Annotated in this window: 2 protein-coding genes; both read left to right on the forward strand. The window is 32.3% G+C overall.

All coding sequences use genetic code 11. The features are described 5' to 3' along the window. On the forward strand, positions 1-1,104 hold a 1,104-nt coding region (locus ACMOUI_RS01635), incomplete at its 5' end, for a hypothetical protein (RefSeq protein WP_418964004.1). 16 nt (positions 1,105-1,120) lie between these two features. After that, positions 1,121-1,815: hypothetical protein (locus tag ACMOUI_RS01640; RefSeq protein ID WP_418964005.1), on the forward strand; the 695-nt coding region annotated here is incomplete at its 3' end.

Below are 1,815 nucleotides of genomic sequence, written 5' to 3' on the forward strand. Positions count from 1 at the left end.
GGATATAACCATTCAACTGATAGATACGGTGTGGAACAGAAGGAGTACTATACAAACTTAGGAAAAGGGTTTGGAAAAGTCTATACAAATCTTGGAATTAGGAAAAATGATTATAAAAATGGTTATGAGAAAGACAATACCTCTTATAACTTAGGAGCATCATACTCCTTTAGTAATGGGATATCAAAATATATAGATACAGTGTCGGTATATTTGGATACAGATGATGTGGAAACAACATATGGATTTAACTTAGGAAAGAACTCCAGAGACAATAGCGAATGGGATTATAGTTTGGCATACAGTTATAATAAGAGATTTGGAGAAAATTATAGTTTAAGTGTAAGTTATACTCCGGGAAAAACTGTAAATATTCAAACTGGTATCTATGGGCAGAAGGATTCTATAAAAAGGATCTCATCAAGTGTGGAAACAAATGTATATCTAGGGGATAATAAGCCAAGTTTAGGATATGATGACTTTTCTGGAAAAGGTAGCGTTACTGGAAAGTCTTTTATTGATAAAAATGGAGATGGAGAGTTTAATGAGGGAGAGGAATGGATAAAGGCCATAATAAAATCTGATTCCACTGAGATATACAATAGATACAATGGAAAGTATATATTGGGAGGACTTCAAACATATAGACCATCAAGATTAACAGGAGAACTAAATGGACAGGAAGTACCATTTAATATAGAGCCTAATTTAAAGCAAGTTGTTCAGTTAAATCCAGGGGGATTGATGCGGGTTAACTTCCCATTTAGACCTAAGGTTACAGCTATATCAACAGTTGACTTTGAAGAGGGGATCTATTATGAGGAGGTGGCTCAAGTAGTTTCAGATTTAAAAATTCAACTTAAAAATCTAAATAATGAGAAAGAGAAAGTGATTTTATCTTGGAGTGAAGACAATATATTTATAAATGACTTAGCAGTGGGAGAGTATGAGATTGAGCTCATACAGCCTGAAAATTCAAGAGTTAAGCTAAAAATGGAAAAGTATACATTGAAAGTGGAAGATGAGATGGATTTAAACTTAAATTTTAAAGCTAGAAAGAGTGATAACAATAGCTTTGAGATTATTTTAGAGAAAACAACTTAAAAGGAGATTAAATACAATGAAAAAGATAGTGTTGTTAATGTACACTTTAATATGTTTATCTGTGTACTCGAATAATTCATATAGCCCAATATACCCAACAACGGTTGAAATAAATATAGGAAAGGGTAAAAAAGTGGGTGAGTTTAAAATTTTTAATACAGGGGATAAGATAAAGACCTTTGAAGTGTCTGTAAAAGATATTGATAACTCTGGGAATCCCTCTTTAATAAGGGAGTATATAAAAGTTTTTCCAAAGTCTTTCTCTTTAAAGCCCGGAGAAACAAAAACTATTAGAGTTATGTTGAGAGATTTTCCCAAAGAGATGATGGGAAAGGGTGAGTTTAAAGGAGCTCTTTTAGTGAAAGGATTATCCTCTAAAATTGAAAATCAGTATGAGAGTAAGGAGCAGAAGGGAATAACTGCATCAGTTGATATAAAAATAGATGTAAGTATGGCTGTATATGTCTTAACTGGAAATGAAAAAAATGGAGTGGATATAGTTTCTAAGAAAAGACAAGGGGATAAAACAGTTTTGGAATTAAAAAATAGTGGGAACTACTCTTATGAGGTATTGATTGAAGCTTTTAGTAAAAGCGGAAAATTGGTGGAAGGGGGATATCCTGTTAAAATTGTAGCTGGAGAGAACCAAAAAATTGGAATAGATGAATCAGATATCTCTAAAATAAAGATATATGAAGTAAAAGAGAACAA

This window comes from Cetobacterium sp. (genome assembly GCF_048470075.1).
In the GTDB taxonomy this organism is placed as follows: domain Bacteria; phylum Fusobacteriota; class Fusobacteriia; order Fusobacteriales; family Fusobacteriaceae; genus Cetobacterium_A.